Raw genomic sequence first — 18,619 nt, forward strand, 5'->3', positions numbered from 1 at the left:
TCCAGCTCTTTTATCCGCGGATCAAGGCAATTTTTCTAAATCATTAAAACTAAAGCATATTGACGTTGTTCTAAAGCAAACATCTATAACCAATCACAATATTATCTGATACACATGAAAAACGAATTGAGCAATCAAATTACGGATCGCCTGGCTAGCTTCGGGTTATCCACTACAGGAAAAGAAAACATCGATCAGGGAGAAAGAGTCGTTTCCCTGCTGGCAGGAACCTGGCTACTTTACAAAAGTCTAAAAAAAATAGGCAAACATCCATTCCTTGGACTCCAGGGTGCAGCGGCTGGGGGACTGATGTTGTATCGTGGAGCAACAGGCATATGTCCAGTCTACAAATACTTAGACAAAGACACCACCGATCCAGAGGCCATTAACATCACTGAAGACATCGTGGTGAACGCCCCAATCGACAAAGTATATAATTTCTGGAGAGACTTGTCCAACCTTCCCAAATTTATGGAACACCTGAGAAGTGTAGAAGAAGTTGGTGATCAAGTTTCCCTTTGGACAGCCAATACTCCGGGAGGACTGGTAGACCTGAGTTGGAATGCTGAAATTACACGTGAAGAAGCAGGTGAATACCTTGGCTGGCAATCGTTAGAAGGCTCTATGATCGACAATGCTGGCAAAGTGGAGTTCAAAGAAACTTTAAATGGTACAGGTACCGAACTGCACATCGAAATTGATTACTTTCCACCAGCAGGAAGTGTTGGCCGAGGAGTAACCTCTTTATTTAACGGCATATTTGAACGTATGATCCGTGAAGATATCCAACGTTTCAAAGCTTATGCTGAAGAGACTGATTTTAAACAATATGCGGGACTTGCGTTATAAGTAATCCTAATCGTTAAGATTATATTCAGCAGATTTAATTTTTTTTATTGAAAGCTTGACCACAAGCCAGGGCGTGTGGTTAAGCTTTCAATCGAATTGTTTCCTTTACTTTTACAAGAAATGGATACGAACTAATGATTAATGCCTTTCAGCCAATTCTTTTACTTTTTCTAGCGCTATCGGCCATGTTTTTTCCATATATTGGGCATACTGCTCATTCATATCCATAACCACCCGCCACTCTGTTTTTCCATCAACTTCTTTCAGGAAATAATTCTCCAATGCGTCTCCCCACTCCTCACCCTGATATGTAGTTGGATCCTCAATGCCATCTTTAACTTCTCCCAAATGCTGAATAGAAAGGAACTTACCCCTAATGCTCTCTACAATTTTTGAGACCATCCCATGTCCCTTACCATCCAGAAACAAAGCTTTGCTTCCTTTTTTCCAATCTGTCTCGGCACTTGAACCTGGCGCAAATGGTGCGGTCCACTGGCTGTAAGTATCTTTTCCAATAATAATATCCCAAACTTGTTCGGGGCTGGCATCAATCGTGATGCTGAATTCTAGTTTTTTCATGGCGATCTGGTTATAGATGATAAAAATGATGACATAAAAATACCCTTTAATCATTAAAGAACAACTGTGTAAAAACGACATTAAAACGGGTCAATTGCGGCAGAGAAATGAGCGTTCACACCTATGTTACATTTAGAAAGAAAATGAGACTAATTGTATGAATTTTGATACGATTTGGCCAAATGCAAATTTGGTATTTACTTAATTTTACTGATCTATCAATTGCAACTTAAACACAGTAAATGACTAATACAGCCCTTTCGGTAAAGCCACATTACCCGATCTTGGATGGACTGCGAGGTGTAGCAGCCATTATTGTGATAACCTTTCACCTGACAGAGCCTCTGGGAACCGGGCATCTGGATATCCTGGTTAACCACGGTTATCTGGCAGTTGATTTTTTCTTCCTGCTGTCTGGCTTTGTGATTGGTTATGCTTATGATGATCGTTGGCATAAAATGTCCATCAGCACGTTCTTTAAGCGCCGGTTAGAACGGCTTCAACCCATGGTGGTTTTGGGCATGAGTCTCGGGGCAATCGGGTTTTATTTTACAGATTCAACGATCTGGCCCCTCATCCATACCATTCCTCTATGGAAAATGCTGTTGGTGATGCTTATCGGTTATACAGTTTTGCCCGTTCCTTTATCAATGGATATACGGGGATGGCAAGAAATGCACCCGCTCAACAGCGTAGGTTGGTCATTGTTCTTCGAATACATTGCCAATATTCTATATGCTATCGGCATCAGGAAGTTTTCAAAAATAGCATTAAGTATTTTGGTACTAATTGCGGCTATAGCGCTCGCTCATTTAGCCATCACCAGCCCAAACGGAGATGTTAGTGGCGGATGGACACTGAACGTGGAACAAGTACGTGTAGGCATTACACGTACAATGTACCCCTTCTTTGCAGGTTTGCTGCTTTCAAGGATAACGAAACCTATCCGCATTAAGCACGCCTTTTTATGGTGTAGCCTTATGGTTGCGCTGGTGTTGTACATGCCGCGAATAGGTGGTGCTGAACATCTTTGGATGAATGGGGTCTATGAATCAATATGTATCATCCTTCTTTTTCCACTCATTGTTTATCTTGGGGCAAGTGGGACAATACATACTCAGCGTGAACGTAGGTTATGCAAATTCTTAGGCGATATATCTTATCCGCTTTATCTGGTGCATTATCCCCTGGTATATTTTTACGTCGCCTGGATCAGCAATCACAAGGGTGTTACCATTGCACAAGCCTGGCCTTATGCACTGTCAATTTTAATAGGCAGCATTATTTTGGCGTATGTTAGTTTGAAATGGTATGATGAGCCAGCCCGCAAATGGCTGAGAAAAAAATTGGGTTAAGTAAATCTACGAGGTGGTAAACATAGACAAAGAAGATTTTCTTTACTAATTTATATCTTTAGTACTATTGATAACAACATTCACCAAATCCAGTAATGCTTAGACCATCAGATCAGGAATATAAACTCACGCGAAAAATTAAACTAGGTGAGGCAGCATTAGAAGAAAAATTCGAATCTCTGGCCATTTGGATCAATAAGAAGTATAAAGTTAACATACTTAATATCCTAAGCGATACAATAAATAGTGGTACGACCAGGCTTCAACTGATTTTTGAACATCAAAAAGATGTCGACATATTTTTATTGAAAAATCGATTCAGTAAATCGTCACGTAAAGAAAAATCGATAGTAAAAAAATATCAAGATTTGTTTCAGGATCAGATCTTAAGTCCCATTTTGGTTTTGTTTTACGCTTTTGAGCCATTGGCAAGAGTTGAAGCTGTTGCCAACATTCCTTTAAAGATCAAAAATGCTTTTAAAGAAAGATACAAAGATCACCTTTGGGAGATTGTTTTCTTTGGGGAATATGTCACCTTTTTCTTTTTCACAATTCAAGATTTAAAAAAAGCGGAAGAACAGAAACAGACTGCAGTAATTAAGGAAGCATATTATGCTTTGCTAAAACCGTATGACAGGTTTGGTTATTTTACACTTGAAAACTTCAACGCTATTTTTGATAGTAAGGAGAATTTTGACAAGAACTACGACAGCAATTGGAGATGGTACTATAGCTGAGTCCAAAACAATACCTCAAAATCAGCCGACATCAAAGCGTCATAAACTTTAAAACAAATCTTCCACTCATCTTTAACCAGTTCGGAAATAGAACCTCTAAAGAGTTTTTCAAAGTGTGCTAAGTCAATGCCATCTATACAAATGACTAAATATTCCTGGTCACTAACCATAACCACCTGCTGTACATATTCAGACCAGCGCTGGGTAATTAATGCCGGCAACCTATTGAAATGCTGGTTTTCAATCAACTGTCCAATACCAGTTACCAAACCATCGGGTAAAGTGACCCAGCTTCGCAGGTTCCATAAGCCATGCTGTTTATCTACGGTACCAATTACCTCGTCCCCATCCACCAATTGCCAGGGCTCTCCTGGGTTAAACTGGATGACCTGGTAAACCGGACTGCCAGGCTCCTGTTCTGAAAAATAAATTAATTCAATCATAGATACCACAAAGTTATACTAATATTATTCGCAAAACAATATGTATGCTAATTAAATTAGTTTATATTATGTCGATTTTATAATTATTAAGCCAGTGTTTCCAAAATTTCCCGGATAGAAAAAGTAGCCCCGCATACAAATTCATCGGCCGCACCGTAGTAGATGGTCAGCTCATCTCCCCTAACGATATGGCCATTTGTGAATACCACAAACCCGAAAAATCCGTTCAGTTCATAGGGTTCGGTAGGTACCATGATCGGCTCAACGCTCCTGGAAATAACCTTTGACGGATCGTCTAGATCCATTAAAAAGGCACCCAGACAATACCTGTGCGCTGCTGTAGCACCATGGTAAATTTCGAGCCAGCCTCTTTCTGTTTTAATCGGAGCCGCACCAGCTCCGACCCTGGCACTATCCCATAGCCCTGGACGCACCTTTAAAATACATTGATGATTTCCCCAATGTAAACCATCAGGAGATTCAGCCAGCCAGATGTAATTGCCCCCGATATCCTTACTACTCGGCCGATGAAGGGCATAATACTTCCCGTTAATCTTTTGGTCAAAAATGGCCACGTCCTTGTTGTGTGGTGGGAGAATCATGCCCTTACGTTCAAAATTCTTCCAGTCAGCCGTTAGTTGCAAGCCCACCCCGACCCCATTATCGGAAACTGCGGTATAAGTCAGGTAATATAAATCTTCAAGAAAACTCACTCTGCAATCCTCAATGCCATATCGCTCCAGCCTGCCCTTGCCAAATAACCCTGGATATTCCGGGTCTTCGGCAAAATGAATTCCATCGGTGCTGCTTAAAAGCCGTAGGTGAGAAACTGTAGTCAGATAATCCAGGCCTTTATAATTGAAGATCCTTGCGTCTGTAGCAATCAGATCAGGATCATTTAAAGGTACTTCCAAAATGTCCAGCTTACCCTCGTCGTTCAGTGTTGGGATAAAGGCCCATCCCTCTACCTGTCTGATACTTTCGGCTACCCGAACCAGCAGCCAGATCTTGCCGTTAAAGGTAAAAACACCGGGGTTTAACAAACAAATGACCTGTAGTCCATCAGCACTGGGGCTAACATCCTTAGGTATCAACAATGGGTTCTCAGAAAATCGTCTGGCAATATCCTTCATGACAAATTATTTAGTACAGTATTGAAATCTATGAACATCTGGAAGTGCCGAATGTTTGTTGTTGGGAACCTGTCTAAGCAAAAAGGTGTAAAAGCTGAATATTAAGTTTAAACTTCAAAAAGATAAAAAATACACAACATCAAAACAAAGTATCCCGATTGCTGTTCTTCCCAACCGGATCAAACCTTTAAAAATTTCAAGTATAGGTTACAGCTGAGCGCTGTTTTAAGTGTTTAAAATATTATTAAATAAATTAAACAAAGTAAAGGCGCTACGGTTGTAGGTAAACAAAGCAATTTAATTAACAAAAAGCAATAAATCAATTACATATATCCTATAAAAAACAAACCCTATGGCTACTACAACAAAAAAAGCTGCATCGACCAGCTCAAAAACAAGCACAAAAAAAACAGCTTCAAAACCAACAGGTAAAACCGGAAAAATGGAAAATTCTGAATTTCACGAATTTTTCGTCGACGAATTAAAAGACATTTACTGGGCAGAAAAACACCTGTTGAAAGCCTTACCAAAAATGAAAAAAGCAGCTACCAGTCCTGAACTGGCCAGTGCTTTTGAAAAACACACCGAAGAAACCAATACCCACATTGCAACGCTGGAACAAGTGTTTGCTTTACTGGAGGAAAAAGCACAAGCTAAAAAATGTGACGCTATGGAAGGCTTGCTAAAAGAGGCCGACAGTATTATTGAGGATACTGATGCAGGTACTATGATCCGTGATGCAGGATTAATTCTTGCCGCTCAGAAAGTAGAGCACTACGAAATTGCAACTTATGGCACATTGGTAGTCTTTGCGCAAAACATGGGACATACAGAAGTTGCTGAATTGTTGCAGTTTACCCTGGACAATGAGAAAGCGACCGACGTTGCCCTGACTGAAGTGGCTGAAAGCTTCATCAACGAGCAGGCGGCAGCAGAATAAATGCAAAGCCGCAGGTTTAAGCAATAGTTTAGACCTGCGGCTGTTGTTTTGAGTTTATGACCAGTATAACTGTTAATATGAAAGCAAATTCTACCAAACAATCCTATTTTTACCGTAACGGCTTAACCATAGTCTTTCTGCTTTTATTCGTGATTACCCTCGGTGCCCAGGCATTGACGGGCTGGAAGCAGCACAACCAGGACTTAAAAGAAGTGCATGCGCAAGAAATTGGTCTGGGTGCTTACCTACAAAGTGGACATTTTATCTCCGCTACTTTCGAAAATTTTGAAAGTGAGTTTCTACAAATGTCTTTGTACGTATTGTTGACCATCTCGTTAAGACAAATTGGGTCAGCTGAATCTAAAAAGCTTGATGAGCCAGAAGAAGTAGACCGCAAGCCGCAGCCTTATTCAGATTCACCCTGGGCAGTTAGAAAAGGCGGCTGGATACTAAAGATCTATAGTAATTCCTTATCCATCTGTTTTGCCATCCTGTTTTTTACGAGTTGGGCACTGCATTTGTATGGAAGTTGGGAAAATCACAATGTAGAACAGCTGGCCAAACATCTTCCCATAGCAACAGTAATGGAATATCTCGGGGAACCAGAATTCTGGTTTGAAACCTTTCAAAACTGGCAAAGTGAATTTCTATCGGTAGCTTCCATCGTGTTTTTAACCATTTACCTCCGACAAAAAGGGTCTCCGGAATCAAAACCGGTTGATGCGCCCCATCTGGAAACTGGTAAGTAATGAATAAAAAATATCAGATTGATATTGGACGCCTTAGCACGACTCGATTTGATGTATGCTTTGTCCGACTCTCCTCCGACTCTTGTTCGGCAAAACTAAACCAATAGTTATACAAAATCAGGACTATACTGTATGTATCCTGAATTCAGCTAATAGCTGTCTAATAGTCGCCTATTAAATTACTGGTCCAATAAAATCTTTAAAAGAGATTGCAGTGGAAAAACATAATTGTTAAATTCGCATCCCATCAGATTAACGATGATCATAAAATGGAAGAAAACGATTTTGTATCGATTTGGCTGGAAGAAACCGGTAATCCGGCAATTGAAGAATTAACCAGGGCGAATCGGGACGTTGCGGATAAAATGTCAAACTTTTTATTGGAAAAAGGGATGGATTCGACCGATCTTTCGGCGATGCTAGACATCGATCACAACGAAATTATAAGGTGGTTTAACGGTTTGCATGCATTTAGTATAAAAAAACTAAATGAAATGACCACAACCGTGGCTATGTCTTAATCGTTTATAGCACTATATATCTTATTTAAATAGTCGCAGCATTTTAGTCAATGCATCATGTGAGTGCATAAGTTGACCATTGTCCAATGACTGTTTTGCTGCTACAGCTGCTCTTTTACGCATATTAATTTCGTAAGCGGAAATGGCGTCTTTAAGTGTTCCGTATTTCTCTGCAGTCAGACAATCTGTTAATTCCAATGCATCGAGCATGGCCATGTTGGCACCCTCACCCGCAAACGGAGGCATTGCATGGGCTGCATCTCCAATCATGGTTAGGTTGGACTGTGGTTTCCAGTTTTGATCCAGGGGCATGCAGTAAATTCTACGTGGAATAAAGGAAGTCGTCGCATTTTCAAAAAGCGCGTACCATATGTTATTCCAATCTGCATATTCTTTTTTAAACCAGGCCAACATCTGCTCGTTATCAGTGTAATCTAAGCCATTGTCTTCTGCCCAATTTTCGACAGGTTTAAACGATGCATAATAAGTGAGCTCACCGGTACCTTTGAGTCCCATTAACAAGTTTTTTTCATTTCCATAGGCCATTAATTTTCCTCCATTAAGAAGCGCATAAATTTGAGCTGCGTTTTTTTCCGGATGATGGACGTTCCCTTCAAGCATGGTGACACCGGAATAAAAAGCCTTGATGTCTGTAAGATAAGGCCTGATTTTAGAATTGACGCCATCTGCCGCAATTACAAGATCTGCGTACGCTGAGTGGCCATTTTTAAAGTGCATGAGCCAACCTTCGTGCTGAGGCTCCATCGACAGAAAGTGGCTGTCCCAAACCACTGTTCCTGCTGCTAAAGCGTCCAGTAGCATTGATCTCAATGGTCCCCGGTCTATTTCCGGACGAAAATAGGTATTGTCGAAATCATCAGCAGACTTGGTGTCGTGATCGGTAAAAAACACCTTGGCCTGGGGGTCTACAATTATTTTTTTATCTGCCCCCGGACGGTATTTCTTTTTAAACGATTCAAGTAAATTGGCCTCACGTATGACTGTTAATCCAGATCCATCGTGCATGTCTAAAGGTGAACCGATCAAACGGGCATCTTGATTTACGTCTCTTTCATAAAGCTTCAGATCTGCGCCTTTAAGTTGTAAAAGCCGCGCTAATGCAAGTCCCCCTGGCCCGCCCCCAACAATAGCTATTTTTTTATCTTTCAGTAGCATGTTAATATTTTATAATCAGAATACAAACATATTGAATAAATTGGACTGAAATGAATGAGTTCGGTTATAGTAGATATAACCTTGCTATTCCTAATTTTTTAGAAATTTGCGATATCATGAGAATTAGAATTTTAATTTTATTGTTCGTGTTTTCCTGGGGGAATTTTGCTTTTTCCCAGGATAAGAAAATAGAAGTCATTGGCTATCTCAAAAAAGAGATGGCGGTGAAAAAAATACCTGGATGCCAGTTGGTCGTAATTAGAGACAACAAGGTTCTATTATCTGAAGCACTTGGCATTGCTGAAGTGCCATTTTCCATCCCTGTAAAAACGAATACCATTTTTTCAATCAATTCTATTGCTAAAGTTTTTACTTCCGTTGCGATCATGCAATTACAGGAACAAAATAAACTCAATATTAATGACAAAATTTCCAGTCATATTGATTCTATTCCGGAGAATTGGAAACAGATAACGATCAAACAGTTGATGAGCCATACATCCGGGCTTCCTGATATTGAGGATGATAAAGGCCTGATTGGCGACATGGGGCAAGATTCGGCCTGGTTAAAAGTTAAAAAATTACCCTTACAATCTGAGGCCGGAGAAAAGTTTAATTACAATGCCACAAACTATTATATTCTACAAAACATTATTGAGAAATACAGCGCAACAAATTTCGAAAAATTTGTCAGCAAGCATCAGTTTGATGTCGTAAAAATGAAGCACGTATATTATGGAAATTCCTATGATGTGGTTGAAAATAAATGCCCGACCTACACCTATTATCATCAGGACAAAATATCTGGTGAATATATTAAGGGAGCACAATTGAAGGAAACTTATGAGGAATTCCCTTCAAAAATGAGAACTGACGCAGGCGTGTTTACCACTGCAGAAGAAATGGGGAAATGGATAATTGGTTTGCAGTCGGGTAAACTTCTTAATAGAAATGAGGATATTGCTACCATTTGGGAGCCGGTAAAACTAAATAACGGGACTTACGATGGTTTTGGAGGTCTTTTAGATGCTTATGCTTTGGGTTGGCCTGTAATTACCCGAAAAAACCATCCTGCAGTTGCCCCTCTTGGTGGTGGACGTGCAGCTTTTATCATTTACCCTAAAGACAATCTCACCATCATCCTTTTTACAAATCTTACAGGCGTATATCCAGAAGAAATCATTGATAAAATAGCAGGATTTTATGTGCCAGGCATTGGTAAATAGAAATCAGGCATACTTTAAATATATAAAATCTGTCACATTCAAAGAAAAGGATACCGAATTCAGTTTTTGGTAATGAGCTAAAGATTCTGCTCTTCATTTTTGATCAAAAAAAAGATAGAAATGAAAAAAACAGTTATTCTTTTGTCCATTATGATATCGTTTTGTTATTGCTCAGCGCAATCTATCGATACCGCTGCTCTGGGGATCCTTCAGAAATCCTATGACAGACTGGTCAGGATAAATCCGATTAATTATCGGATGACTAAACTCGATACCATGATCAGGGATGGATGGCCCAGAGTGGTCAGGTCAGAGGTAAACGGAACTATAAGCAAAAACGGAGACTGGCTTATCTATTTTGAGGACCTTTCCGTATGGCTTGTGCGTAATGATACCTTATATAAAAAAAAGTCTCCGCAAGCAACCACCACTTATACTGACAAGTGGAACAGTCATGACCTAGCTGCTTTTAGCCCATATAATATCCTGGGCAAGGAACGGCCTCTTCTGAATAAGGACGATGACTCGATCAGGTTTGTCTCCGGGTCTGAAAAGGAAAAGTTTTACATTATAGATATAATCAGGAAAAAGATTGACTACGGAACGCCAGATCTGATAAGCAAGCAATACTACAACCGGTATTGGATTGATAAGAAAAACCTTTTGCCGGTAAGAAGGCTAATGCATTCCAAAAAGCTGGAAAGCGGAAAGGAGGCCGTGGATATCTATGATTTTTCTCTGTCTATCCCCACATCCGATACGGAGGCTTCTGCAGCTTCTGCATTCCTGTCCGGGCCAGTGGAAAAGGAACTGGATAAAAATAAGTATGAAACTTTAAAGATAGGAAGCCTTGCTCCTAAGTTTTCTGCTGTCAATGTGAGAAACGGAAGGTCTGTGTCGCACGAAGTGCTAAAGGGTAAGGTTGTATTGTTGGATTTCTGGTACCTTTCCTGCATGCCATGCAAGATGCTGATCCCCAAAATACAGCGGTTGCGGGATAAATTTAAAAGTGAAGATGTAGCCATCGTCGGGATCAATGTGCGTGATACGTCTGCCAAAGAGATCAGGAAATTCTTAAAGGAAAGGAAAATCCTCTTCTCACAATATTACATGGCGGAATCGATGATGGCTGATTACAAACTATATGCTTTTCCTACTACGATGATTGTAGGCAGGGATGGTCAGGTAAAACTGGTAGAGATCGGGGAAGGTGAGGACACGGAGCAAAAGCTGGAGCAGGCAATCAGGAAAGAGCTGAAATTAAAACCTGGTTTTTAGCAGACGATGGAATACGGATTTTACATATATTTTTCGATCTTGCCAGCCTTTTCAAACAAATCTAAAATGTCAAAAAACATTGTCCTTCTTCTATTAATCTGTGCAGTCTGCCAAAGCGTTTCTGGCAGACAGAAGCGGAAGGATCAATACCTGGATCATGGTTTTTCTAACATTTCACTGAAGAAACGCGTGGTGGGAAAAATCTGCGATAGCTGTCAGGTAGATTTCGCAGTTGATGCTGAACCTGATTTTAGTTATGTAATGACCGGATCCGGATTTACACCGGAACGGTTTTGTTGTGGGCGAAATGATAACAATCCAGCTTTAGGAACATATAGCAACGCCAAACATCTGATATCTAAAGGGTTGATAGGGATAACGTTCCTGCCAAATTTTTTGATGGGAAAAGGAAAGAGAGTCCAATATTTCCGCTCGTATGGAGGAGCGGATTACCGTAAGCTTGAATTTTCTGTAAAACAGAATGGCAGGACTATTAAATCCTGGGGTCCGATTCTTGAGCTTAAGGAAGATAAAAATTACTCAATAGGTATGCCCAGCTTCCATGCAGGAACTTTCAACCTTCGCATCAACGACACCTTGGAGATTACCGTCAGGGCCATTGAAACTAAAAAAATAGTGAAGACCATTACCGTGATCCGTGCAGAAGATAAGGCCACTAATTTCGTGTTTTATGAATTGCCGATGGGCAGTGAGGATTTCAGCATCAATTTACAGAACATTTTAAATATAAATTCAGGTATACCTGAAGTGGAACAGGGAAGAACTTCCAATATTTTTGAAAAGGACTACGGCACCATTGGCATTTTAAGATTTGGCCCGCTGGGAAATGATGAACTTCAGTATACTTTTGAAAAAAGTCGCGATCAATGGAAGTCGATAAAAGGATTAAATGCCGAGAATTCAGCTTATATCGTTTTTAGCGCAGAGCTGCCAGAAGGGAAAGTGCAGGATATCTACCTTAGGTATAGTAGTCAACCTGAAACGGTACATAAAATAACAATGAGCGTAAAACAGAAACCATTTCAAATGCCCTGGAAAAAGGTGGCGGTGATTAGTATGTTTGCGGTTGCGGTCTGTGGACTATGGTTTTATCTTTGGGGCAAGCGCAATAGAGCCAGGCTCGCTAAGCTGAAGCGTAAGAGTGAGGATGCAGAAGCTCAGCTTATGTTACTGAGCGGGCAACTTAACCCACATTTTCTCTTCAACTCACTGAATGCGATTCAGGGAACATTTAACAGTCGTGATCCTGAGCGGGCAAATGCCTACATTGGAAATGTTGCCGGATTTATGCGCAACGTAATGAATAACGGTAGGAAAGAATTTATATCATTGCATGAGGAACTCGCGCTAGAAACGGATTATTTAAAGTTGGAACAGGAAAGAATGGATTTTTCCTATTCGATTGATATCGCACCGGAAATCCAGACTTCAACGATTGACTTTCCTCCACTATTGTTGCAACCAGTACTGGAGAACAGTATCAGGCATGCCTTTAACCGGGATTTCGCATCTCCGTTGATTCAAATCAGGGTCTTTAGTTATGGCACCACGCTGTATGTTGATATTGCTGACAATGGTAAGGCCAGTTGGGACAGTACTACGGTACACGAAGGCCACGGCTTGTCCTTAATCAGAAAACGTATGGCTGTATATAATGATAAACTTGAAACTATGCCAATTGATATACAGGTAAACTATAAGGAAGGAACAGGAACAATGACTAGATTTACGTTTCAAAACTGGCTTTCATGAATGATCTTCACTGTTTTATCCTGGATGACGAACAAAAAGCTGTCGAAACCCTATCACAGTTGTTGGGCAACTATTGCCCCCACCTCACAATTGCCGGCAGTGCAAATTCAGTAAAACAGGCGCTGGAATTTCTGGCCGATCATGTTGTTGACATTCTTTTCCTGGACATTAAGATGCAGCAGGAAACTGGATTTGATCTGCTGGAACAGTTGCCGGAGAATAAAGCGCATGTTATATTCATAACCGCACACGACGAATACGGGATACAGGCCATCAAATTTTCTGCGACAGACTACCTGCTAAAACCGGTGATGCCGGAGGATCTGATCGCTGCGGTTCACAAAGTCGGTCTGCAGAAAAATTCTCAGGCCGAGCAGCTTGCCATGCTATTGCAGTCTTACAGACACCAGCGGGACAACACGCAGAAAAGAATAGCCCTTCCCGATCAGCATGAGATCAAGTACGTACTGATAGAAAATATCATTTGTTGTGGTGCTGACAATACATATACAAGTTTTTACATCAGTGGTGAGAATAAGCCAATTATTGTCTCGAAACCTATTTCTGAATACGAGCAGGTGCTCTCAGTCTATGGTTTTATCCGGATCCATCAATCTTGGCTCATCAATAGAAACCATATTCATTCATTTAAAAAGGCGGATGGTGGCTATTTGATTATGACCAACAGTATAAGTATCCCGGTGAGCAGGCAGAGGAAACATCTGCTAAAAGAACTTTAACTGGATAACCCCCATCTAATTGTATCTCATTGATATTCTATATCTACGATTAAGCGGTAACCATTACCATGGATATTAAATACAACTCTTTTTTCATTAAGTATAGCAGCATTTTAATTTGTTTGTAAACTACCCAATCTATCATGAAATTTTAGCAAGTACCTGGTCTCTGCGGTTTGATAAGGTACCGCCCACTTCGATTACCTCAATACCAAAATCCCCAATCCAATCGTATAGTAAATTATTAACCCGGCTTCTAAGTTTTGGAAGATCTGTCTGACGGCAAGGTATCAGATCAGGTTCCTCAATTGGAACAAACACGAGAAGGTCAATTCCAGCAATCACCGATTGAGCAGCTTCAAAGAGTAATTGAATGTTCATACCTGGGACTATAACATGCAGATAGGCTAAAATATCAATAACACATCTGTCAAATATCACATTACCTTCACTTTTAGAAACCAGTCTGGCCGAATAATTAAACTGCTCAATAAAATCTTCAGCAGTAGGGATTTCTGAGAATTCATGCCCTGATGTTTCCAGTTGATAGTATGGTTCCATCTCAAGTATATAACCAGGAAGATTCATCAGGAGTTCTTCAGCCAGGGTTGATTTTCCCACCCTGTGAGCACCGACAATTGCAATTCTCATAGTTTACACTTTATTCCTCCAGATAGCCATTATTACTAATTCTTTCCATCAAATTTACCATTTGTATACGTAGGATTTCCTAAAAACAAAAAAAGCCTTACAATGTATTGATTTTAAGACTTATTTTATACGTGATCCCGCTGGGTAAAGATCTCGAACACCTTTGTGTCCGAAGAGAATAGTGGCTTTAGGTAGGTCAATTCCAAATGATAATGTTACTAATTCAGATGCATAATTTATACCAAAAAAGCCTCAATTTGCATTGAGGCTTTCAGTGATCCCGCTGGGATTCGAACCTAGTTCAAATATCAGGGTTTAAATAGTATTTAGTGCGGTTTTTAAATTCGACTCACCGAATCGCTCACCACTTATTTTGTACGTTTTTAACTGCAATTACTTTACTTAAAAATACGGCTTTTTTCTTCAAATTGCAAATGTATATTTTCATTTCAGGGACTAATAAAAATCCATTCGGAGATTGTTTATTCGACTAGGGTGTTTTTTGAAGTTCGTTAAACTTATCTGCAATATCCTGCGGCATAAATGCCAACCTTTTGAAAGCCTTAAACAGAGTTCCTTGATTGATTTTGCTCCCAAATATCTTATTGCAGATATTATTTAAAATAGTTTTTCCACGGCACTCCAATAGCCATTTTGGATAACAAAGAGTGATACCGTTAGCAAATGCAACAAGGATTTTATCTTCGCTATAATCATTAAAATGGTTATCTAGTTCCGACGCTATCTGCGCAGAAATATTGTCAACAATAATCTGCAACAAATCACTTGGCAAAGATTTTAATTTATATTCTTCACCTATTGTTAACCTAATGCCTTCAACTGGAAAAGCATTATCATTTTCCATCATAGCAGCATAGATTACTATAGGGTCAATAAGGTAATTTTCAATACTATAGCGTTCAATACTAAAAATCCCATTACCGGTAGGATTCCCTGCATCCTTATCAATAAGTCCATGAATTATTCCGGTTAGCCCGGAAGAGCACAACTTATCTACCCAGCTTGATACCACACTCTTACCTCCAGAATTGTCGTTCGTGGATGCGGGAATAAAAACTAGGGGAATATTGGTATTGATCTTGCCTTCAACAATCAACTGATTGTTGACATAGCTGTAGAAATCCACATCAGCGCGGTCTTCAACCAAAAAATATCTCGTACCATTCCCTACGAATATCAGTCCAGAAGTCAATAATGACACCGAATGATTTTTAGAAAGAGAAGATTTTATTCGAGGTTCATGGATAGACATTTCAAACAACGATTCCTCTGGAGCCAATACGACGGTGGACGGTGAATGTGTTGTGATTATTACTCTTATATTAAATTTTGCCACTAAAACATCCTTCACCACATTCAAAAACTGCTGAGCCATCGATGGATGTAAATGTGCATCCGGCTCGTCCAATAGCAACAGCTTTGGAAATATATTCTTCTCCTGCGATTGATACAGATAAAATATAGTTGATAACAATACTTTTTCACCGGAGGAAAGGTCAGAAAATTTAATCTCTTGTTTAGTGATGGAATGTGTTAACTTTAATTCAAAATCATCCCATAAGCTGGATTCACTAGCATCATTAATTTCAAACGGCAAATTCGACACTTTTATTATTTCGCGTAAAACATCCCAAGGTGGTTGACCGATTTCTTGTCTCATATCTTCAACCGGAACACCTCTCCCAGCGGCCTCCAAATGTGCAATTCTATAATTTAAAAATACAAAGTTTATCTGGTTACAAATTGACGATTCTGACGGCAGCATGTTTTTCGGATATCTTTCACAATATTCCTCGTAGGTAACCAAATATCGTTTCGATCTACCTAGCGAACGAGCGAGCTCATCATATTCAATCTTTTGTTTTTCCGTTTCCCTATAACTACTTGCCGATTTATTAGGTCCATCGAAATTGCTAAAGGCGATATTATATAACTGTTTATGTTTTGCCTGAACTGTTCCAATCCCTATTGGAACAAGATTAACTACCCCCCATTCTCCCCGAAAGGTAAACGACTTCATTGAAGGCATAATTTTCTCCTGTTATTGAGAGTCGCCAGGTTGGTTCTTTATTCGTAGTTTTTTGGTAAGTTATCGATTCATAGATCAATTCAATTAACTGTGTTTTACCAGAGCCATTGGGACCGGTTATAACAACAAACTGCGGAATATTATCCCATTCAAAGCTAGTTAAAGACTTAAATCTTCCCTGGAGGCTTATTTTCATAAATCAAATATAGCAGAACTTAACGTCGGATGTAAATTATCATTAGAGGTTTGATCTTTTATTTACCCTATAATAAAAACCGATATTCTTAGACGAATAATAAAAGCGACATCACATCTAATTCGTAAAAAAGAAAAAATTACCTTGTATATCATTTATTAAGAGACACAGTTTAAATGCGGAATGACCGGCCATTTCCCTTGAAATACCCACAGGTATTCTGTAATTACAAAAATCAAGATACTTACGTATATTTGGAAGTTATAGGGCATTTTACTGACCAACATCAAAAGTGAAAATTCGTCAAAATTCAGAATTTGCATATGAAGCCATTTAAAACTTCTTTCTATATATTTTTATTGTTTTTTCTTGCAATATGTAACGGCGAATGTTTCGGACAAAAGAACTGGGATGACGAAACCTTTGCATTGAACTCAAAACAAGTAAATAGACATTGGAAATACATAAGTTTAAATGGCGAAAAAATTAAATACTGCTTCTTAAATAAGCAATACATAGACACAAATGAAGACGGAACCCATAATTTTGACGGAACGGTTTTACTAAACGTTGAAAAAAATAAGACAGACAGTTTAACCGCAAAAGAAATGTGTTCGTTAATAAGCGATAAAATTAAGCTTGAAAAATTTATGGTTTTAGGGACTTATCGAGCATATAGAATTTTTATTTCAAGCACTGGACCTAAAAATGAGGAGGAAAAAAAATACTTGGACGATAATTACTTTGGTTATTATAAAAAACCATAAAAAAACGACCTATAACAGTCGTTTCGCAAATTTTTGGGCGACAGGCAATATGTGAGTTCAGTAATTATTTATTAGGTTAGTGCTGGAATAATTGCTGAAAGTAAAAACAAAAATTCGCAAAGCCCAAAACGTTATTTGTCAGCATAAAAAACCGACACTACTCCTAAAACGAACACTAATAACAATGATTGTATGAGAACATTTTTTTTGACATCGATTTTTGCATTAACGACAATGTTAACTTTTGCTCAAAGCACATCCCAACCCCCTATTCAAAATATTTCTACGGATAGCACTGTTGTCTATCGGCTCTTTGCTACAAATAATACGTATAACTTTATCAAATTAAATACGAGAAATGGACAAATGTGGCAAGTCCAATGGAGCCTAAAAGACAATCAATTTGAGACTACACTATCTGACATTTCACGGGTAATTAAAAATGAAGAGAAGAATGGTAGGTTTTTTCTTTATCCAACAACAAACACATATAACTTCATTTTGCTTGACCAAATAGACGGTAGAGCGTGGCAGGTACAATGGAACTTTGACGCAGAAAAAAGAATGGTAGCTCGAATATTAAATGTAAATAATTAAATCAATATGATTGAAGTATGTTAAACATATAACGAACGTATCGAATTAAGGGAAAAATTGACTAATGGAGAAATTTAATTAGAACTTGCCAAGGAACTATATTGGAAGGATTACAGAGAACGACAACCGTCGTGACACAGTTTAAATGCGGAATCAGCGACCATTTTGCTGAAATACCCACTGTGGACTGCATAAACTTCCGCTTTCATATTTTCCAGATAGGCATTCAAAGTTTTAACATCTTCCTTCCTACCAATGACTTTTCCAGTTTTTGCATTCCATCGCTCCGGTTCGCAATTTCTGCGTGTTGAAATTTCCGCACGAACCCCGTCCAGCGTAATTCTTAAAAAGATAAATTAAACAGCCCCTTTTGTGTAGTTTTTTGGCCTTTTCAAAAAGAAAAGCATGCTAAAATTAGTTTTCATAACGATAACATTAAGGTTAAACAAAAATAGCTTTGCAGTTCCATTCATACAAGATGTTCACATATTAAACTATTTGAATATCAATATATTAATACAAATTATGGGAGTTTGATATTATATATCAAAGAACGACGCTCCGAATGACGCACATTTTATATGCGATTTAATGCATATTTTGGCATATTCCGTAAAATCAAAAACCTTGCAATCATTTGATTTGCAAGGTTTTAGTTCTCTTTGATATTGTTTCTGGTGATCCCGCTGGGATTTGCACCTAGTGCTAAAATCAGCATTTAAATAGTATTTTATGCGGTTTTAGGTTTTTACTCACCTAATCTCTCACCATTTTTTTGATACGTTTTAGCTGCAATTGCTATACTTAAATATAAGATAAATTTTGTTAATTCTGGCAAATTCCTATGGTAATATTTTGT

At 39.0% G+C, this 18,619-nt stretch carries 21 protein-coding genes; 12 read left to right on the forward strand and 9 right to left on the reverse strand.

All coding sequences use genetic code 11. The features are described 5' to 3' along the window. The first annotated feature begins 114 nt into the window (after window positions 1–114). Window positions 115–849: an SRPBCC family protein gene (locus IM797_RS00380; RefSeq protein ID WP_194125112.1), complete on the forward strand. Its 735-nt coding sequence runs from the start codon at window positions 115–117 to the stop codon at window positions 847–849. A 138-nt stretch (window positions 850–987) separates the two neighbouring features. Here IM797_RS00380 and IM797_RS00385 read toward each other — a convergent pair whose 3' ends face one another. Then, window positions 988–1,428 (reverse strand): SRPBCC domain-containing protein, encoded by a 441-nt coding sequence (locus tag IM797_RS00385; protein ID WP_194125113.1) that lies wholly within the window; start codon window positions 1,426–1,428, stop codon window positions 988–990. 242 nt (window positions 1,429–1,670) lie between these two features. Between IM797_RS00385 and IM797_RS00390 the strand changes: the two genes are divergently transcribed. Continuing rightward, a complete protein-coding gene (locus IM797_RS00390; RefSeq protein WP_194125114.1) occupies window positions 1,671–2,783 on the forward strand; it encodes an acyltransferase in 1,113 nt (370 codons plus the stop codon). Between the two features lie 95 nt (window positions 2,784–2,878). Beyond that, on the forward strand, window positions 2,879–3,520 hold the full coding sequence (locus tag IM797_RS00395; RefSeq protein ID WP_194125115.1) for a hypothetical protein: 642 nt from the start codon (window positions 2,879–2,881) through the stop codon (window positions 3,518–3,520). Here the strand turns inward: IM797_RS00395 and IM797_RS00400 are convergent. Together IM797_RS00400 and IM797_RS00405 are read right to left on the reverse strand one after the other, a co-directional pair. Next, complete coding sequence (locus IM797_RS00400; protein ID WP_194125116.1) at window positions 3,511–3,963, reverse strand: hypothetical protein; 453 nt, start codon at window positions 3,961–3,963, stop codon at window positions 3,511–3,513. The genes IM797_RS00395 and IM797_RS00400 overlap by 10 nt on opposite strands. A gap of 86 nt (window positions 3,964–4,049) precedes the next feature. Then, window positions 4,050–5,096 carry a glycoside hydrolase family 130 protein gene (locus IM797_RS00405; RefSeq protein ID WP_194125117.1) on the reverse strand — a complete coding sequence of 349 codons (1,047 nt, stop codon included), beginning with the start codon at window positions 5,094–5,096 and terminating at the stop codon, window positions 4,050–4,052. A gap of 352 nt (window positions 5,097–5,448) precedes the next feature. On the opposite strand from IM797_RS00405, the gene IM797_RS00410 reads away from it, so the two are divergent. From IM797_RS00410 to IM797_RS00420, 3 genes are all read left to right on the forward strand, one after another. After that, a complete protein-coding gene (locus IM797_RS00410) occupies window positions 5,449–6,036 on the forward strand; it encodes a ferritin-like domain-containing protein (protein ID WP_194125118.1) in 588 nt (195 codons plus the stop codon). Window positions 6,037–6,113: 77 nt separating this feature from the next. After that, complete coding sequence (locus IM797_RS00415; protein WP_194125119.1) at window positions 6,114–6,785, forward strand: DUF6766 family protein; 672 nt, start codon at window positions 6,114–6,116, stop codon at window positions 6,783–6,785. Between the two features lie 269 nt (window positions 6,786–7,054). Then, window positions 7,055–7,306 carry a hypothetical protein gene (locus tag IM797_RS00420; protein ID WP_194125120.1) on the forward strand — a complete coding sequence of 84 codons (252 nt, stop codon included), beginning with the start codon at window positions 7,055–7,057 and terminating at the stop codon, window positions 7,304–7,306. 21 nt (window positions 7,307–7,327) lie between these two features. On the opposite strand, the gene IM797_RS00425 is transcribed toward IM797_RS00420, so the two are convergent. Next, the gene (locus IM797_RS00425) at window positions 7,328–8,482 is read right to left on the reverse strand and encodes an NAD(P)/FAD-dependent oxidoreductase (RefSeq protein WP_194125121.1); all 1,155 of its coding nucleotides are present in this window, start codon (window positions 8,480–8,482) and stop codon (window positions 7,328–7,330) included. Between the two features lie 116 nt (window positions 8,483–8,598). Between IM797_RS00425 and IM797_RS00430 the strand changes: the two genes are divergently transcribed. The 4 genes from IM797_RS00430 to IM797_RS00445 all read left to right on the forward strand — a co-directional run bounded on the left by IM797_RS00430 (window position 8,599) and on the right by IM797_RS00445 (window position 13,499). Beyond that, window positions 8,599–9,708: a serine hydrolase gene (locus IM797_RS00430; RefSeq protein ID WP_194125122.1), complete on the forward strand. Its 1,110-nt coding sequence runs from the start codon at window positions 8,599–8,601 to the stop codon at window positions 9,706–9,708. A 120-nt stretch (window positions 9,709–9,828) separates the two neighbouring features. Beyond that, window positions 9,829–10,986 carry a TlpA disulfide reductase family protein gene (locus tag IM797_RS00435; RefSeq protein ID WP_194125123.1) on the forward strand — a complete coding sequence of 386 codons (1,158 nt, stop codon included), beginning with the start codon at window positions 9,829–9,831 and terminating at the stop codon, window positions 10,984–10,986. Between the two features lie 66 nt (window positions 10,987–11,052). After that, entirely contained in the window at window positions 11,053–12,759 is a 1,707-nt protein-coding gene (locus IM797_RS00440; RefSeq protein WP_194125124.1) for a sensor histidine kinase, read from the forward strand. Further along, window positions 12,756–13,499 carry a LytTR family DNA-binding domain-containing protein gene (locus tag IM797_RS00445; protein ID WP_228098659.1) on the forward strand — a complete coding sequence of 248 codons (744 nt, stop codon included), beginning with the start codon at window positions 12,756–12,758 and terminating at the stop codon, window positions 13,497–13,499. Before IM797_RS00440 ends, IM797_RS00445 begins: the two co-directional genes overlap by 4 nt. A gap of 26 nt (window positions 13,500–13,525) precedes the next feature. On the opposite strand, the gene IM797_RS28575 is transcribed toward IM797_RS00445, so the two are convergent. From IM797_RS28575 to IM797_RS00465, 4 genes are all read right to left on the reverse strand, one after another. Beyond that, the gene (locus tag IM797_RS28575) at window positions 13,526–13,603 is read right to left on the reverse strand and encodes a type II toxin-antitoxin system HigB family toxin (protein ID WP_194126095.1); all 78 of its coding nucleotides are present in this window, start codon (window positions 13,601–13,603) and stop codon (window positions 13,526–13,528) included. 37 nt (window positions 13,604–13,640) lie between these two features. Next, window positions 13,641–14,150 (reverse strand): AAA family ATPase, encoded by a 510-nt coding sequence (locus IM797_RS00455; protein WP_194125125.1) that lies wholly within the window; start codon window positions 14,148–14,150, stop codon window positions 13,641–13,643. A gap of 490 nt (window positions 14,151–14,640) precedes the next feature. After that, window positions 14,641–16,191 (reverse strand): AAA family ATPase, encoded by a 1,551-nt coding sequence (locus tag IM797_RS00460; RefSeq protein WP_194125126.1) that lies wholly within the window; start codon window positions 16,189–16,191, stop codon window positions 14,641–14,643. After that, complete coding sequence (locus tag IM797_RS00465; RefSeq protein WP_194125127.1) at window positions 16,151–16,396, reverse strand: hypothetical protein; 246 nt, start codon at window positions 16,394–16,396, stop codon at window positions 16,151–16,153. The genes IM797_RS00460 and IM797_RS00465 overlap by 41 nt, the downstream gene beginning before the upstream one ends. Window positions 16,397–16,719: 323 nt before the next feature. On the opposite strand from IM797_RS00465, the gene IM797_RS00470 reads away from it, so the two are divergent. Both IM797_RS00470 and IM797_RS00475 read left to right on the forward strand, forming a co-directional pair. Continuing rightward, on the forward strand, window positions 16,720–17,163 hold the full coding sequence (locus IM797_RS00470; RefSeq protein ID WP_194125128.1) for a hypothetical protein: 444 nt from the start codon (window positions 16,720–16,722) through the stop codon (window positions 17,161–17,163). A gap of 192 nt (window positions 17,164–17,355) precedes the next feature. Next, on the forward strand, window positions 17,356–17,760 hold the full coding sequence (locus tag IM797_RS00475) for a hypothetical protein (RefSeq protein ID WP_194125129.1): 405 nt from the start codon (window positions 17,356–17,358) through the stop codon (window positions 17,758–17,760). Between the two features lie 110 nt (window positions 17,761–17,870). Here IM797_RS00475 and IM797_RS28615 read toward each other — a convergent pair whose 3' ends face one another. Then, entirely contained in the window at window positions 17,871–18,113 is a 243-nt protein-coding gene (locus tag IM797_RS28615) for an Arm DNA-binding domain-containing protein (RefSeq protein ID WP_194126096.1), read from the reverse strand. Between the last annotated feature and the right edge of the window lie 506 nt (window positions 18,114–18,619).

Source organism: Pedobacter sp. MC2016-24 (assembly GCF_015223055.1).
In the GTDB taxonomy this organism is placed as follows: domain Bacteria; phylum Bacteroidota; class Bacteroidia; order Sphingobacteriales; family Sphingobacteriaceae; genus Pedobacter.

Excerpts from the sequence above, each read along its gene's own strand:
- IM797_RS00455 (WP_194125125.1), bottom strand. The coding sequence starts at position 14,150 with ATGAGAATTGCAATTGTCGGTGCTCACAGGGTGGGAAAATCAACCCTG.
- IM797_RS00445 (WP_228098659.1), top strand. The coding sequence starts at position 12,756 with ATGAATGATCTTCACTGTTTTATCCTGGATGACGAACAAAAAGCTGTC.
- IM797_RS00380 (WP_194125112.1), top strand. The coding sequence starts at position 115 with ATGAAAAACGAATTGAGCAATCAAATTACGGATCGCCTGGCTAGCTTC.
- IM797_RS00415 (WP_194125119.1), top strand. The coding sequence starts at position 6,114 with ATGAAAGCAAATTCTACCAAACAATCCTATTTTTACCGTAACGGCTTA.
- IM797_RS00470 (WP_194125128.1), top strand. The coding sequence starts at position 16,720 with ATGAAGCCATTTAAAACTTCTTTCTATATATTTTTATTGTTTTTTCTT.
- IM797_RS00460 (WP_194125126.1), bottom strand. The coding sequence starts at position 16,191 with ATGAAGTCGTTTACCTTTCGGGGAGAATGGGGGGTAGTTAATCTTGTT.
- IM797_RS00475 (WP_194125129.1), top strand. The coding sequence starts at position 17,356 with ATGAGAACATTTTTTTTGACATCGATTTTTGCATTAACGACAATGTTA.
- IM797_RS00405 (WP_194125117.1), bottom strand. The coding sequence starts at position 5,096 with ATGAAGGATATTGCCAGACGATTTTCTGAGAACCCATTGTTGATACCT.
- IM797_RS00430 (WP_194125122.1), top strand. The coding sequence starts at position 8,599 with ATGAGAATTAGAATTTTAATTTTATTGTTCGTGTTTTCCTGGGGGAAT.
- IM797_RS00435 (WP_194125123.1), top strand. The coding sequence starts at position 9,829 with ATGAAAAAAACAGTTATTCTTTTGTCCATTATGATATCGTTTTGTTAT.
- IM797_RS00420 (WP_194125120.1), top strand. The coding sequence starts at position 7,055 with ATGGAAGAAAACGATTTTGTATCGATTTGGCTGGAAGAAACCGGTAAT.
- IM797_RS00400 (WP_194125116.1), bottom strand. The coding sequence starts at position 3,963 with ATGATTGAATTAATTTATTTTTCAGAACAGGAGCCTGGCAGTCCGGTT.
- IM797_RS00395 (WP_194125115.1), top strand. The coding sequence starts at position 2,879 with ATGCTTAGACCATCAGATCAGGAATATAAACTCACGCGAAAAATTAAA.
- IM797_RS00390 (WP_194125114.1), top strand. The coding sequence starts at position 1,671 with ATGACTAATACAGCCCTTTCGGTAAAGCCACATTACCCGATCTTGGAT.
- IM797_RS00425 (WP_194125121.1), bottom strand. The coding sequence starts at position 8,482 with ATGCTACTGAAAGATAAAAAAATAGCTATTGTTGGGGGCGGGCCAGGG.
- IM797_RS00440 (WP_194125124.1), top strand. The coding sequence starts at position 11,053 with ATGTCAAAAAACATTGTCCTTCTTCTATTAATCTGTGCAGTCTGCCAA.
- IM797_RS00465 (WP_194125127.1), bottom strand. The coding sequence starts at position 16,396 with ATGAAAATAAGCCTCCAGGGAAGATTTAAGTCTTTAACTAGCTTTGAA.
- IM797_RS00385 (WP_194125113.1), bottom strand. The coding sequence starts at position 1,428 with ATGAAAAAACTAGAATTCAGCATCACGATTGATGCCAGCCCCGAACAA.
- IM797_RS00410 (WP_194125118.1), top strand. The coding sequence starts at position 5,449 with ATGGCTACTACAACAAAAAAAGCTGCATCGACCAGCTCAAAAACAAGC.